This window comes from Pseudactinotalea sp. Z1748, assembly GCF_049725185.1.
GTDB lineage: Bacteria > Actinomycetota > Actinomycetes > Actinomycetales > Beutenbergiaceae > CALKWS01.
Genome location: NZ_JBMPQB010000003.1, coordinates 541,061 through 554,465, shown reverse-complemented (window position 1 = coordinate 554,465; position 13,405 = coordinate 541,061). Strand labels below are relative to the sequence as shown.

12 protein-coding genes are annotated in these 13,405 nt (G+C 68.6%); 9 read left to right on the top strand and 3 right to left on the bottom strand.

All coding sequences use genetic code 11. The features are described 5' to 3' along the window. Positions 1-89: 89 nt before the first annotated feature. Positions 90-1,088, bottom strand: a complete 999-nt coding sequence (locus ACO0LU_RS09880; protein WP_424791188.1) for a carbohydrate ABC transporter permease — start codon at positions 1,086-1,088, stop codon at positions 90-92. Positions 1,089-1,327: 239 nt separating this feature from the next. On the opposite strand from ACO0LU_RS09880, the gene ACO0LU_RS09875 reads away from it, so the two are divergent. After that, the gene (locus ACO0LU_RS09875) at positions 1,328-2,494 is read left to right on the top strand and encodes a Nif3-like dinuclear metal center hexameric protein (RefSeq protein WP_424791187.1); all 1,167 of its coding nucleotides are present in this window, start codon (positions 1,328-1,330) and stop codon (positions 2,492-2,494) included. Positions 2,495-2,496: 2 nt separating this feature from the next. Further along, positions 2,497-3,231: a zinc ribbon domain-containing protein gene (locus ACO0LU_RS09870; RefSeq protein ID WP_424791186.1), complete on the top strand. Its 735-nt coding sequence runs from the start codon at positions 2,497-2,499 to the stop codon at positions 3,229-3,231. A gap of 3 nt (positions 3,232-3,234) precedes the next feature. On the opposite strand, the gene ACO0LU_RS09865 is transcribed toward ACO0LU_RS09870, so the two are convergent. After that, on the bottom strand, positions 3,235-4,005 hold the full coding sequence (locus ACO0LU_RS09865; RefSeq protein ID WP_424791185.1) for a YaaA family protein: 771 nt from the start codon (positions 4,003-4,005) through the stop codon (positions 3,235-3,237). 275 nt (positions 4,006-4,280) lie between these two features. Here ACO0LU_RS09865 and ACO0LU_RS09860 point away from each other — a divergent pair, with 275 nt between their 5' ends. The 5 genes from ACO0LU_RS09860 (at position 4,281) to ACO0LU_RS09840 (ending at position 10,565) form a co-directional block, all read left to right on the top strand. Then, the gene (locus tag ACO0LU_RS09860) at positions 4,281-5,897 is read left to right on the top strand and encodes an ABC transporter substrate-binding protein (RefSeq protein WP_424791184.1); all 1,617 of its coding nucleotides are present in this window, start codon (positions 4,281-4,283) and stop codon (positions 5,895-5,897) included. Positions 5,898-6,013: 116 nt separating this feature from the next. Then, on the top strand, positions 6,014-7,042 hold the full coding sequence (locus ACO0LU_RS09855; RefSeq protein WP_424791183.1) for an ABC transporter permease: 1,029 nt from the start codon (positions 6,014-6,016) through the stop codon (positions 7,040-7,042). Continuing rightward, positions 7,042-8,190 (top strand): ABC transporter permease, encoded by a 1,149-nt coding sequence (locus ACO0LU_RS09850; protein WP_424791182.1) that lies wholly within the window; start codon positions 7,042-7,044, stop codon positions 8,188-8,190. Before ACO0LU_RS09855 ends, ACO0LU_RS09850 begins: the two co-directional genes overlap by 1 nt. Continuing rightward, positions 8,183-9,205 (top strand): ABC transporter ATP-binding protein, encoded by a 1,023-nt coding sequence (locus ACO0LU_RS09845; protein ID WP_424791181.1) that lies wholly within the window; start codon positions 8,183-8,185, stop codon positions 9,203-9,205. Before ACO0LU_RS09850 ends, ACO0LU_RS09845 begins: the two co-directional genes overlap by 8 nt. Further along, on the top strand, positions 9,195-10,565 hold the full coding sequence (locus tag ACO0LU_RS09840) for an oligopeptide/dipeptide ABC transporter ATP-binding protein (RefSeq protein WP_424791180.1): 1,371 nt from the start codon (positions 9,195-9,197) through the stop codon (positions 10,563-10,565). The genes ACO0LU_RS09845 and ACO0LU_RS09840 overlap by 11 nt, the downstream gene beginning before the upstream one ends. A gap of 40 nt (positions 10,566-10,605) precedes the next feature. On the opposite strand, the gene ACO0LU_RS09835 is transcribed toward ACO0LU_RS09840, so the two are convergent. After that, on the bottom strand, positions 10,606-10,959 hold the full coding sequence (locus tag ACO0LU_RS09835; RefSeq protein ID WP_424791179.1) for a cupin: 354 nt from the start codon (positions 10,957-10,959) through the stop codon (positions 10,606-10,608). Between the two features lie 161 nt (positions 10,960-11,120). On the opposite strand from ACO0LU_RS09835, the gene ACO0LU_RS09830 reads away from it, so the two are divergent. Beyond that, on the top strand, positions 11,121-12,239 hold the full coding sequence (locus ACO0LU_RS09830; protein ID WP_424791178.1) for a tryptophan 2,3-dioxygenase family protein: 1,119 nt from the start codon (positions 11,121-11,123) through the stop codon (positions 12,237-12,239). Continuing rightward, the gene (locus ACO0LU_RS09825) at positions 12,236-13,402 is read left to right on the top strand and encodes an aminotransferase class V-fold PLP-dependent enzyme (protein ID WP_424791177.1); all 1,167 of its coding nucleotides are present in this window, start codon (positions 12,236-12,238) and stop codon (positions 13,400-13,402) included. Before ACO0LU_RS09830 ends, ACO0LU_RS09825 begins: the two co-directional genes overlap by 4 nt. Positions 13,403-13,405 lie beyond the last annotated feature (3 nt).

The window sequence follows — 13,405 nt, the reverse complement described above, 5'->3', positions numbered from 1 at the left end:
TTTCGTCCAGTCCGGGCGCGTCTTCTTCGTCGGCTGCCGGCCGTCAAGACGCCCGGGATCGGCTCCGGGTGTGGCGAGGGGTTGCTGCGTCACTGGTAATGCACCTTCCTCTCCACGTAGCGCAACTGGACGGCGGTGATGAGGAACAGCGTGAAGAACAGCACCACCGCGATAGCGGCGGAGTACCCGGCCCGCTGGTAGGCGCCGAAGGACTGCAGATAGATCTCGAAGATGATCGTATTGGTGCCGTGCCCGGTGGGCGTCATGATCCGCAGGATGTCGAAGGCGTTGGTCATCGAGAAGATGATGTTGGTGACCAGCAGGAAGAAGACCGTGGGAGTCAGCAGTGGTAGCACCACGGAGAAGAACCGTCGCGCCGCCCCGGCCCGGTCGAGAGTGGCTGCCTCCAACAGATCCTGGGGGACTGCCTGCAGTCCGGCGAGGAAGACCACGGCGCAGAAACCGAGGTTCTTCCAGACGTAGACGATGATCACCATCACCAGTGCCCAGTTCTCGTTCAGATACCACTGCGGTGAGGCGATACCGAGGAACCCGAGGAGGTAACTGAGTGCACCCCTGGTGGGGTCGAAGATGAAGTTCCACACCAGCGCCACCCCCACGCCGGAGAGCACATAGGGTGCGAACACGGCAGTACGGGCCGCTGTGCGCCCGGGGATCTTCTTGTTCAACACAAGGGCGATAAGTAGTCCCAGCACCATGGAGCCCACCACTGCGCCACCGGTGAAGATGGCGGTGACCCGCCACACCTCCAACCCGGAGGGCGAGGTGAAGAAGCGCGCATAGTTGTCCAGCCCCACGGGTGTGGCACTGGGGGAGCCCAGCCGCCAGTCCAGGGTGGAGTAGTACATGTTGCTGATCAGCGGGAAGTAGATGAACGCCAGGATCAGCAGGATGTTCGGCCCGGCGAACAGCAGGAAGAGCGACCAGTTCCGCGACAGCCGACGACGGTGCGCCAGTTTGCGTCGCCGCGCGCGTTCCTCCTCGTCCACCGGGCCCGCGCCGCCTGCCGCCGGCGCATCGACCGGTCCCCGCGAACGCGACCCTGCCGGACTAGGCAGTGCCGTCATCGACCCTCCTTCTGCATGCTTCGGTGCAATAGCCACCTCTCGACGCGCCAGCGTCGGGGTAACCCGCGATGAATCTACCCTGAACTCTGGCAACCGGGCACCGAGCGCTTCCTTTGCACACCCGTGGCAGACCCTCGGTGCGCAGTCGGCGAGCCGTTGTGCGCGTGCGCAGCCGCAGGCCGATCGGTGCTGCTCGAGTGGGGCTTGCTTCCCCGGCAGGTGGCCGACAGCCTGGTGACATGCACACCACCCTCACCCTGCAGGACCTGATCCAGTCCCTCGAACGACGCTATCCGCCATCGACTGCACAGGGGTGGGACGCCGTGGGTCTGGCTGTGGGCGACCCCCGGGCCCCCATCGGCCGGGTGCTGCTCGCGGTGGACCCGGTCGATGCCGTGGTGGACGAGGCGGTCGAGTGCGGGGCGGACCTGATCATCACTCATCACCCGCTGCTGCTGCGCGGCGTCCACTCGGTGGCCACGACCACCCCTAAGGGTGCGCTGGTGCACCGGCTGATCCGCTCCGGCATCGCCCTGTACGTGGCACACACCAACGCCGATGCCGCTGCGGGCGGGGTCAACGAGGCCCTCGCCGACCTGCTCGGTCTCACCGGCGCCCGGCCGCTGCAACCATTGCCCGGTGCCGACCTGGATCTGCTCATCAGCTATGTGCCCACACCCCAGGCAACCTCGGTGCGCCAGGCCCTCGGTGCTGCCGGCGCCGGGCAGGTCGGGGAGTACACCGGGTGCGCATGGTCGGTGACCGGTACCGGGGAGTTCACCCCGGTCGGGGCGGCCAACCCGACAATCGGTACCGTCGGGCAGCACGAGCGCGTGGAGGAGGTGCGCCTGGAGATGGTGCTGCCGCCCAGCCGGCGGAGCGTCGTCGTGGAGGCGTTGCGCCGGGCGCACCCGTATGAGGAACCCGCCTTCTCCCTGGTGCCCACCGCAGCGCCACCGTCTCCGGCCGGAATGGGCCGGATCGGAGAACTGGCTGATCCGATCACCGTGCGTGACCTGGCTGAACGCGTCGCCGACGCCCTGCCCGCCACGGCCCATGGGGTGCGCGTGGGCGGCGACCTGGATGCGACAGTGCGCACCGTCGCCGTCTGCGGCGGCGCCGGAGACTCGCTGCTGGAGGTGGTCGCCGCCGCCGGCGCCGATGCCTACGTGACCGCGGACCTGCGGCACCATCCGGCGGCCGAGGCTCTGGCCCGCACCGGCGCTCCGGCGCTGATCGACGTGGCGCACTGGGCCAGTGAGTGGCCCTGGCTGCCCGTGGCGGCCGAGCATCTGCGAGCCGATGCCGAGGCCGCCGGGGGACGGATCGAGGTGCGGGTCAGCACGCATCCCACCGACCCGTGGACCGATAGGCTGGAATCCACCAACCAGGAAGGACGTGTGTGACTGTGAGCACTGCGCCCGTATCCGACCAGCGAGCGTTGCTGGACCTGCAGGCACTCGACACCGCCCTGGCCAAACTCGCCCACCGGCGCAACTCCCACCCCACGCTGGCGACCCTGGCGGAACTGACCGCACGGGCCGAGGACCTGGACCGCAGCCGGGCGCAGACCCAGATGCTGGTCTCCGACACCCGCCGCGAACTCCTCAAGGCCGAGACCGATGTGGAACAGGTGCGCAACCGGGCCGACCGGGACCGCCAACGGCTGGAGTCCGGGACCGGTTCGCCCAAGGACCTGCAGGCGCTCTCGGCCGAGCTGGAGTCGCTGGGCAAGCGCCAGAACGACCTGGAAGAGGTTGAACTGGAGGTGATGGAACGCCTGGAGGCCGCCGAGCACGAACTGCAGGCCACCACCACCCAGCTCGAAGCGATCCGGGCCGATATCACCAGGGTCGAGGCCGAGCGTGATGCCGCGTTCGCCGAACTGGACGCCGAGAGCGAGCAGCACAAGGCCGCTCGGGACGAACTCGCCGCCGGGATTGATGAGGCGCTGCTGGCGCTGTACGAGCGGGTACGCGCCAAGACCGGAGGGCTGGGGGCGGTGGCCCTGCGGGGCAGTGCGACCCAGGGCGTCCAGGTACCGCTGTCCCTCACCGAGAAGGCAGCGATCGAGGCGGCCCCGCCCGAGCGGGTGCTGCGCAGCGAGGACTACGACTACATCCTGGTGCGCCTGGACGACTGAGCGTCAGTGCGACAGCACCAGTTCCAGCGTGGCCGGCCCCGACCGGACGGGGGGATGCATGCCGACGTCGGCCAGTACCGGGCCGATGAGTTCGGCCGCGGCTTCGGCCACGCCCGCCGCGGTGCGCGGTAACGGCTCGGGCCGGCGGAACAGGTGACCGGTGAGCACGCCCCGGGTGTGCTTGGCGTGATGGGAGACCACGACGGGCCTGCCCGCCCGGATGGCCACCACCCGGACCGCCAGCCACTCCCGGTCCGGGGCTGGTGACCAGGCCCGCGCGTAGTCCTGCGAACGGCAGTCGAGGACGACGTCGGAACCTCCCGGGTCGAGGGCCCCGCCCAGGTGCCGGGACCAGAAGGTGCCCAGCGGCGCCAGAGGCTGCAGCGGTGTGGACATGGACAGCCGGTAGGCAGGGATCGCGTCGTCCGGACGGAGCACCCCCCACAGCGCCGAGACGATCCGCACCGAACTGTTGCTACGCCGTCGGGCCGTCCCGGACAGGTTCGCCAGGCCGGCGGCGTCGTAGAGCACGCCGCTGTAGACCTGCGTCGCCGGCGCCGCCCGGGCGTCGCGCAACCGGGTGTTCGCCTCGACCTGCTCGGCCAGGGAGGTACCGAACCGCAGACGGGTGGTGGCGTCGGCGCCGGCCGAGGCGCGTATCAGCGTCTGCAGCACCTGCTCACGCGGGCCGGCCAGTTCCGGGTGGCTCAGCGCGCCGGGATCGAACCGGCGTCCCCGCTCGGGCGCGGCCTTGCCCTCCGAGGGAGGAAGCATGATCAGCACGGGCGTGTCCGCAGGTGCCGCCGCATTCGGGTCCTTTCGCCAACCGGTCCGGGAGACATCGGGCAGCCTATCCGCGCCGGACCACTGCGCCGGCCACCTGTTCTCACGCTGCTTCGTTGGATATCGGTTTGGACACAACCCCGCGGGGAGAGGCTGATGGGCTCGCTCGGTGGGTTAACCTGCCCAGAAGCTCGCCGGCAAGGATGCCCGACCGGCATCTGGTCCCACGCGAGATCCAAGCGATGATGACATCGAGGTAGATGCAGATGCGTGTACGTAGTTTGAAGGCCGCCGCGGCTATCGCCGCGGTCGGTGCTCTCACGCTGGCCGCCTGCGGCAACGGCAATGGCGATGAGGACACCAACGGAACCGGCACCGACACCAATGGTGCCGAGCAGGATGACGCAGCGAGCACGATGCCCGTGGTGATCGGCACCACGGACACGGTGACGAACATCGACCCAGCGGGTTCCTACGACAAGCCGTCCTGGAACATCATCTACAACACCTACCAACGACTGCTGTCGGTCCCGTTGGGGGAGACCGAGCCCACCCCGGATGCGGCCGAGGCCTGCGACTGGGACGACGAGGTCACCTACACCTGCACGATGAAGTCGGGCCTGATGTTCGCCGACGGCAGTGAGTTGACCGCAGAGAACGTGGTGCACTCGGTCGAGCGCCAGCTCGCGATCCAGCACTCCTCCAACGGGTGGCAACTGCTGGACGGCATCGAGTCGGTGGAGGCGCCGGATGAGTCCACGGTGACGTTCACGCTGTCCAACGCCGACGCCACTTTCCCGTACATCCTGACCACCGGTGCGGCGGCGATCGTGCCGATGAGTTTCCCCGGCGATGACTTGCAGCCCAACGCCGAGGTGTTCGGCTCCGGCCCGTACACGGTGGAGACCTTCGACGCCACCCAGCAGATCCAGCTCGGGCTGAACGAGAACTACTCCGGTGACTCGGAGTTGAGCAACTCCGGGGTGATCCTGCAGTTCTACCAAACCGAGTCGGCGCTGAAGCAGGCGATCGAGGAGGGTGACGTGATGGTCGCCTACCGGTCCCTGGCCGTGACCGACATCGAGGACCTGCGCGAGAACGGCGCCGAGCGCGGCGTGCAGGTGGTCGTCGGTGAGGGCACCGAGATCAACTACCTGGTGCTGCAGGTCTCGCGCCCACCCTTCGACGAGCCCGCGGTCCGGCAGGCGCTCGCGCAGGTGATCGATCGGGAGACCATCGCCTCCTCGGTCTACCGGGACACCGTGACCCCGCTGTACGGCCCGATTCCCGATGGGGTGGCCGGGCACGTGCCCGCCTTCGACGACGCCTACGGTGAACCCGATGTGGATGCGGCGCGCGCGCTGCTCGAGGACGCGGGCGTGGACATCCCGGTGGCCTTCGACGCCTGGTGGATGCCGGATCGCTACGGGGAGGAGATCGGTGACATGTACGGCGAGATCCAGCGTCAACTCAACGACTCCGGCCTGTTCGAGGTGAGCCTGGAGCAACTGTCCTGGGCGCAGTACGCCGAGACGTTCTCCGACCAGTCCATGGACGCGTTCGACCTGGGGTGGTTCCCGGACTTCCCCGATGCCTCCAACTACATCCAGCCCTTCTACGGCACGGCGAACATCTTCAACAACGGCTACTCCAACGACGAGATGGATGAGTTGATCGACACGATCGTGACCGACACCGACGAGGACGCCCGCCTGGCGGCGTTCGAGCGGGCCTCGGAGATCGCGGCGGAGGATGTGCCGATCGTGCAGTTGTGGCAGCGCGACCAGATCGCCGCCGTCCGCGACGGGGTGACCGGCGTGGAGGAGACCCTCGACCCCTCGTTCATCTTCTACTACGCCGGCGTGAGCGGCGCCACCGAGTAGGTGGCGCGGGCCGGATCGGTGCCGGTGCGTGCGGGACTCCCCAGCGCACCGGCACCGACCGGTCCCCACGAGTTCGTACCCCATCGGGGTGCGCCATGCGCGGGAAGGATGGGTGAGTGTCACAGGCCACCGGTTCACTACGCACTTACCTGATCACCAGGCTGCTGCTGTTCGTGCCCCAGGTGCTGATCATCCTGACGATCGTGTTCATCCTGATGCGGGTGGCCCCGGGGGACCCGGTCAGTGTGGCCCTGGGGGGCCAGCGCAGCGCCGAGGAACTGCAGGCACTGCGGGAGGCGGCCGGGTACAACCGGCCGATCCTGGTGCAGTACGCGGAATACATCGGGGGCGTGCTCCGGTTCGATCTGGGTACCACCATCGTGGACAACCGGCCGGTCACGCAGATCTTCGCCGTCAACGGTGGCGCCACGCTGACGCTGACGTTGGCGGCCTTCCTGGTTGCCCTGGTCCTGGCGGTGCCGCTGGGCCTGCTCGCCGGGCGGTTCCGCGACACCGCCCTGGACGCGGTGCTGAGGGTGCTGGGCATCCTGACCTACGCCGCGCCGGTGTTCTTCGTCGGGCTGTTGATGCAACTGCTGTTCGCCCGCACCTTGGGGTGGCTGCCGTCCAGTTCCCAGGCGTCGCCGGTGATGTTCGCCTCGGTGCCGGCGCGCACCAACTTCTTCCTCATCGATGCCCTCCTGGCCCAGAACACCGCGGCGTTCCTCAACGGCCTGCAGCACCTGGTGCTGCCGGCGCTGACCCTGGGGCTGCTCCTGACCGGGGTGTTCATCCGGATCATCCGCATCAACCTGATCCAGACGCTGCGCAGCGACTACGTCGAGGCAGCGCGGGCCCGGGGTGTGGCCGAATCGCGGGTGGTGATCAGCCATGCGTTCAAGAACGCGATGGTCCCGTTCGTGACCATCCTCGGATTGCAGGTGGCATTGCTGCTGGGTGGGGCGATCCTGACCGAGCAGACCTTCAATTGGAACGGCATCGGCAGCCAGTTGGTGCGCTATCTGGACTCCCGTGATTACGCCGCGGTGCAGGGCATCATCACCTTCTTCGCCCTGGCGGTGGTGACCGCGTCGTTGTTGATCGACATCATCAACGCGATGATCGACCCGAGGGTGAGGTACTGATGGCCGTCGAAGCCGTTCCGACCGCCCCGTCGTCCCAGATGCGGGGCAACGGAGGCTCGCGCCTGCGGCGGATCCTGCGCGGGATCGCCCGCCCGTACACCAACTCCCACGGCGTGGGCCGGTTCATGCTCGTCACCGGCACGGTGCTGACGGCGCTGATGCTGCTGGTGGCGCTGCTCGCGCCGGTGCTGGCCCCGTTCGGGCACGCGCAGGTGGCCGACGACGCCGGCCGGTTCGCCAACCATCTGGCCCCCGGCGGGCAGCACATCTTCGGAACCTCCACCCAGGGGTACGACGTATTCAGCCGGGTGGTCTTCGGCGCCCGGACCGCAGTGACCGTGGTGCTGCTGGCGCTGACCTTCTCGCTGGCCATCGGGGTGCTGCTGGGCCTGCTGGCCGGCTTCGTCGGGCGCTGGCTGGACCGTGCACTGGTGATGATCATGGACGCGCTGTTCACGCTGCCGGCGCTGCTGCTGGCGATCGTGGTGGCGTTCCTGCTCTCGGAGCGGCTGGGCGGTGGTGCCACCACCGCGGCGCTGGCGATCACCGCGGTGTACATCCCGCAGTACTTCCGGGTGGTACGCGCGGCCACCGTCAGCGCCAAGGAGCAGACCTACGTCGAGGCGGCCCGGGCGATGGGGGCGCGCCGCACCACCGTGATGTCCCGGTACCTTCTGAACAACGTGATCCAGTCCGTGCCGGTGATCGCCACCCTGAACGCCGCCGATGCGATCCTGACGCTCGCTGGACTGGGGTTCCTCGGTTACGGCATCCAGCCCACCGAGGCGGCGGAGTGGGGATACGACCTGCAGCGGGCCGTGGCCGATGCCGGGGCCGGGATCTGGTGGACCGGGCTCTACCCGGGCATCGCGATCGTGCTGCTGGTGATGGGGATGACGCTGATGGGGGAGGGCCTGAACGAGGCCCTCAACCCCGCCATCCGGGTGCGCCGGCTGCTGCAGGTCCGGATGCCCGGGGACGTGAACGCCTCGATGAAGCCGGGTCCGGCCCGCCTGATCCGCCGGCCCCGCACCACCGGTGGTGGCAGCGGGGGCGGTTCCGACCAGGCGCGGCGCCGGCCGGGCGCCTCGGGTGCCTCGGGCAGTACCTCGGGAACCAGCTCGGATGCGGAGGGCCGCGATGAGTGAACCAGTGCTGTCCGTGGCGGACCTGCGGGTCTGGTACGGCACCGACCGTGGTGCGGTCCGCGCCGTCGACGGAGTCTCCTTCGACCTTTACCCGGGGGAGACGCTGGGGCTGGTGGGTGAGTCCGGATGCGGCAAGACCACCCTGGGCCGCGGGGTGATGGGTCTGCTGCCCAGGGCGGCCAGCGTGGAGGGCGTGGTCGACTTCGGCGGGCAGAATCTCGTGCGGGCCAAGCCCAAGACCCTGCAGCGCCTGCGCGGACCGCAGTTGGGCATGATCTTCCAGGAGCCGCTGACGCGGCTGAACCCGCTCATGCGTGTCTCGGAACACTTCGAGGAGGCGCTGTCCGCCCACGAACCGGGGACACCCAAGGCACAGATCCGGGACCGCGCGATCGACACACTGCGCGCGATGGGCATCCCGCCCACCCGGTACCGGGCCTACCCCCACGAGTTCTCCGGGGGGATGCGCCAACGGATCATGATCGCCCTGGCCCTGGTGTTACGGCCCAAGTTCGTGGTGGCCGATGAACCCACCACTGCCCTGGATGTGCTGGTGGAAGCGCAGATCATCTCGATCCTGGCCGACCTGCGCGCCGGATTCGACACCTCCCTGCTGTTCATCACCCACAACCTGGGCATCGTGGCCGAGGCCTGTGACCGGGTGGCGGTGATGTACGCGGGCCGCATCGTGGAACAGGGACCGGTCACCGAGGTGTTCGCCCGCCCGCAGCATCCCTACACCGAGGCGCTGTTGCGCTCCACGATCTCCCTGAACACCACCGGTCTGCACTACATCCCCGGCGCCCCGCCGGACCTGATCGATCCGCCGGGCGGCTGCCGGTTCAATCCCCGGTGCGAGCATGCGATGACGGTGTGCGCCCGTCAGTTCCCGCACCCGGTGGCTATTGAGGATCAGGTGGTGGAGTGCTGGCTGCACGGGCCGGATGAGTTGATCGAACCCGGTGGGCGCGAGCCGTTGGTGCGAGAGGAGTTGAGCGTTGCAGATGAGGCCTGACGACGACGCCGCCTCCCTGGGACGGGAAGTCGCCGAGGGCGAAGCGGGTACTGCCTCGGCCGTGCCGGCTGAGGACGTGCTGATGCAGATCGAGGACCTGCGGGTGCACTTCGATCTACGCGGAAGCGCTCTGGCCCGTCTGCTTGGCAGCGGTGGCCGTACCGTCAAGGCCGTGGACGGGGTGGATCTGTCCCTGCGCAGGGGTGAGGTGCTGGGCCTGGTCGGGGAGTCCGGCAGTGGTAAGACGACGTTGGGCCGGGCTCTCCTGGGGCTTGTGGGCGCCACGTCCGGCCACATCCGGTACGGCAGTGCGGACCTGGCCACGATGGGTCAGGGGCCGATGCGGCGGTTGCGCCGCCGGTTGCAGATGGTGTTCCAGGACCCGCACGCGGCGCTGAACCCGACGATGGACCTGCGAACCGCGATCGGCCATCCGCTGCGGATCCAGGGGCTCGTGAACAACCGGGAGGAGGAACGCGACCGGGTGATCGAGGCGCTCGAACTGACCGGCCTCACCCCGACGGAGCAGTTCCTGGACAAACTCCCCGGAGAACTCTCCGGGGGGCAGAAACAGCGCGCGGTCATCGCCCGCGCGATCATCTGCGGCCCGGAGCTGCTCGTGGCGGATGAGCCGATCTCCATGCTCGACATGAGCGTGCGGAACAAGATCCTGGAACTGATGCTGGACCTGCGTGAGCGGCTGGACCTGACCTATGTCTACATCACCCACGACCTGGCCACCGCGAAGTTCTTCTGCGACCGCGTGGCGATCATGTACCTGGGCAGGATCGTGGAGATCGGGCCCACCGAGGAGATTTTCGCCGATCCCAAGCACCCCTATACCCGTGCCCTGCTCAGAGCGGTTCCCGATCCCGACCCCTCAAGATCGGTGGTCCGGGATCTGCCCCGGGGGGAGATCCCGGACGCAGCCGCGCCTCCCCATGGGTGTTCCTTCCACCCGCGCTGTCCGGCCGCGTTCGGTGCGTGTGGTTGGGAGGGCCGGGACCTGGGGGCGATGTTCGAGCGGCGGTGGCTGGAGCGCGGCGATGAGGTCTACCGCGCCGAGCAGCCACTGGTCACCGGGGTGGCCGATCTGGACGGGGGCCTGGAACAGGTGTCGCTACCGGCCCCGTCCGGTCATACCGCGCAGGAGGTCGGCGAGGTCCTGAACAGCGCACGCACCGATGATCCGGACGAGCCGCTGTGGCGGGGAGTGCGGGCCATCGATGTGACCGGCTCGGGAGTGCGGGTGGACTTCCGCGAAGGTGTGGACCCGGAACTGCGCCCGGCCGGCGGGGTGCGGGTGGCCTGCCACCTGCATGATCCCCGGTTCAACGACGAGGCGCCCCCGGCGACGTGAGCGGCCCGCAACCGATGTCGCCGGGCGGGCCGGCCCTGGCCTAGACCCCGCGCTCGGGTCCGTCCTGCTGGCCAACACTGGTGACGGTGGTGAGCAGGAACACCGAGTCCGTCAGTGCCCGGACCGCGTGCCGTTCATGGGTCAGCACCTGCAGGTGCCCCTCGGCGACCTCGACGTCCCGCTCGCCCAGACTGGTGACCAGAACGCGTCCGGTGAGCACCTGGATGCTGGCAGCGTGGGGGGAGTTGTGCTCGGCGAGTTCTGTGCCCGTGCACATGGCGATCACGGATTGCCGCAGGAATCCGTCGCGCACGATCAGTTCGGCACTGCGCCCATGAGGGTCAGCCCGGGCCGCTTCCACGTGGGTGGTGCACAGATCGTCCAAGTTGGCCACGATGCCTCCAGATGTCGTCCTCCGGCTCCACGAGCCTATCCCGGTAGCGGGGTTCGGGGGCACCCGATGGAGCCGCTATCTGGTGACCGGGTGGCCCGAGTTGGCGCGATGGGCAGTCCGAACACCGCCCGCGCCACCCCCGCAGGTGTCACCCTGGTGGCATGACCTCCGATGCCCAGGCGACCGCCGACGGCGGCGCACTGTATTACTGGGACTACCTGGGCCTGGAGCATCTGCTCAGCGCCCAGAACCCGCGCAGTGATGTCGGCGGGCGCAGCGCCCACGACGAGTTGTTGTTCATCACGGTGCACCAGGCCTATGAACTGTGGTTCAAGCAGATCCTGCACGAACTCGACGACGCCGTGCACATCATGAACGCCGGTCACATACCCGAGCATGCGATGGGACAGGTGGCCGACCGGTTGGAACGGATCACCGCGATCCAGCGGCTGTTGCTGGAGCAACTGACCGTTCTGGAGACCATGACCCCGCTGGACTTCCTGGACTTCAGGGACGCACTGGTGCCCGCGTCGGGCTTCCAGAGCGTCCAGTTCCGGTTGATCGAGAACAGGCTGGGACTGGATATCAAACGGCGGCTGAAGATCCACGGGTCGCCCTACACCGCGGTGCTGTCGGCCGAGCACGCCGAACTGCTCGCCGATGCCGAGGCCGCCCCGACGCTGCGCACCGGATTGGATGAGTGGCTGGCACGGACCCCGTTCCTGCGGTTCGGGGACTTCGACTTCTGGTCCGCCTACGCCGGGGCAGTCGACACCATGCTCGCAGCCGAACGGGACGCGATCCGGAACCTGGAGAGCCTGACCGAGGAGGGCCGTGCCGAGCAGTTGGCCTCGTTGGACGCCACGGCTGACTCCTTCCAGACCCTGTTCGACGCCGACCGCTACGCCGAACTGCAGGACCGAGGGCAACGGCATCTGTCCCGCGATGCCTTCCTGGCGGCCCTGCTGATCAACCTGTACCGGGACGAGCCCCTGTTCCAGATTCCGTTCCGGGTCCTGCGCGCGGTGGTGGACGTCGACGAGGGGTTCACCACGTGGCGCCAGCGCCACGCGGTGATGGTGCACCGGATGATCGGCGGAAAGATCGGCACCGGTGGCACCTCCGGGCACGCCTACCTGGCCGCCGCTGCGAACCGGCACCGGGTGTTCAACGACCTGTTCGACCTGCCTACCTACTACGTGCCTCGCTCGGCCCTGCCACGGCTTCCGAGGGAGGTCTCGGCCCAGTTGCGGTTCCAGTTCGAGGACGACAGCGGATGATCGGCGGGCAGGAGAGCCTCGCCGAGCACTTCAACGCTGCACTGCGCTCCGGGGTGCTGCACATGGCCGCGCACAGCCACCACCCGTGGCCGGACGTGACGCGCGAGGCACACCTGCGCGCCTGGGACGTGGCGGCTCGGGACCTGGATGGTAAGTGGGCCGGGGTGCTGGGGACCGAACTGCCGCAGGCCAGGCGCCACGTGGCCGGCCGGCTGGGCCTGAGCGATGCCGATGAGATCGCCTTCGCCCAGAACACCCATGAACTGTTGGTACGGATCTGCTCGGTGCTGCCCATGCCGATGCGGGTGCTGACCACCGACGCCGAGTTCCACAGCGCTACCCGGCAACTGGACAGGTGGACCGAGGCGGGCCTGGCGCTGGTAGAGCGGGTGCCGGCCGAACCGCTGCGCACGTTCCCGGAGCGGTTCGTCGACGCGATGGGGCCCGAGCACGACCTGATCCTGTTCTCCCATGTCTTCTACGGTTCTGGTTACGCCGTGCCCGATGTCGCCCAGATCGTGTCCGCGGTACCGGACGAGCGCACCTTCGTCGTCGTCGATGGCTACCACGCGTTCATGGCGCTACCCACCTCGATCACCCCGATCCAGGACCGGGCGTTCTATCTGGCCGGGGGATACAAGTACGCCATGGCCGGGGAGGGGGCCTGCTTCGTCAACGCACCTCCCGGGTACGCGCAGCGACCGGTCAACACCGGCTGGTTCGCCGCCTTCGATCACCTCGCGGACAGCCCCGGCACGGGTTCCAGGGCGGTCCCGTATGCCCGGGGCGGGCAACGGTTGGCGGGATCCACGTTCGACCCCTCGGGGTTATTCCGGTTCAACGCGGTGCAGCGCTGGCTCGACGACCTCGGTGTGGGCGTGGCCGAGATCCACGGGCACGTGTCCGGACTGCAGAAGAGGGTGCTGGCCGGCCTGGCGCAGCAACCGGGCATCCTCGCCGGAGCCGAACTCATCCCGGCGGCCGGGTGCGATCGCGGGCACTTCCTCACCTACCGCACCCCGGCAGCGGGCCAGATCGCACGCACGCTCGCCGAGCGGGGTGTGTTGGTGGATCACCGCGCCGACCGGTTGCGCCTGGGACTGGGCGTCTACCACGACGAGGACGACGTGGACCAGCTGCTGAACGCGTTGGACCGGACCTGACCG